Origin of the sequence: Thiolapillus sp. (assembly GCF_048562965.1) — a bacterium.
Taxonomy (GTDB): domain Bacteria; phylum Pseudomonadota; class Gammaproteobacteria; order Chromatiales; family Chromatiaceae; genus Thiolapillus; species Thiolapillus brandeum_A.
Window position 1 is genome coordinate 1 of sequence record NZ_JBHNMF010000958.1, and the last position, 1,081, is coordinate 1,081.

The window sequence follows — 1,081 nt, forward strand, 5'->3', positions numbered from 1 at the left end:
TCTTAGTGGGGTAGCGAGCATGGCAAAGAATATCATCCAATTTCAAAAAGGTCTCAGTTTGCCGAAATTTCTGGAAAAGTATGGTACGGAAGAACAGTGCTACTCGGCGCTGTTTCATCTGAGGTGGCCAGATGGATTTGTTTGCCCCGAGTGTGGCAACAAGACCTATTGCGAGATCAAAAGTCGTAAGGTCTATCAATGTCATCGCTGTCACCGACAAACTTCATTGACGAGCGGTACAATCTTTGCGGCTACCAAGGTACCGCTAACGAAATGGTTTCTGGCCATCTATTTGCTCACACAGAGAAAAACCAGCGTATCTGCGCTGCAATTGAAGCGGGATATTGGCGTCAGCTATAACACGGCATGGAAAATGAAGCACAAGCTGATGCAAGTGATGCTGGAGCGTGAGAAAGGAAAAAAGCTCAGTGGCCGTATTGAGATAGATGATGCATATATCGGTGGTGAGCGTCCAGGAAAGCCTGGGCGTGGCGCTGCACATAAGGCTCCGTTTATTGCCGTCGTTGAAACGGAAGGGGAAGAACATCGCCCTCAGCGGATGCAATTGCGGACAGTCAGTGGGTTTCGCAGTGCTGAAATCGAACGCTATGCAAAGACCAGTCTGGAGGTTGGAAGCATTGTGGTCAGCGATGGCTTGGCTTGTTTCAAAGCAGTGGAAAAGGCAGGATGCCATCATATTCCTTTCGCCTCCGAAGGTGGGCGTAAAGGGGTTGAACACCCATCCTTCAAATGGGTGAATACCCTGCTGGGCAACGTAAAAAATGCAATAACGGGAACCTTTCATTCTGTGAGCCTCAAGCATCTTCCCAGGTATCTTGCAGAGTTTGAGTATCGGTTCAACCGGCGGTATCGATTGGATGACATGATTGAGCGACCCGCCTACGTTGGCCTCAGGACGCCTCCCATGCCGTATCGTTTCTTACGAATGGCTGAGATTGGTGGGTAATCAAGTAAGTTAATGACATTGATGTTAGTGTGACAATCAACCCGTGAGGCGTTGAAATAGTGAATAGTCCCCAAAAGAAAACAACCAGAAAAAAAACAATCGCAACAAAAAAAC

At 47.9% G+C, this 1,081-nt stretch carries 1 protein-coding gene; it reads left to right on the forward strand.

All coding sequences use genetic code 11. The features are described 5' to 3' along the window. Positions 1-19: 19 nt before the first annotated feature. A complete protein-coding gene (locus tag ACOCD2_RS21445; protein ID WP_419582332.1) occupies positions 20-967 on the forward strand; it encodes an IS1595 family transposase in 948 nt (315 codons plus the stop codon). Positions 968-1,081 lie beyond the last annotated feature (114 nt).

Excerpts from the sequence above, each read along its gene's own strand:
- ACOCD2_RS21445 (WP_419582332.1), top strand. The coding sequence starts at position 20 with ATGGCAAAGAATATCATCCAATTTCAAAAAGGTCTCAGTTTGCCGAAA.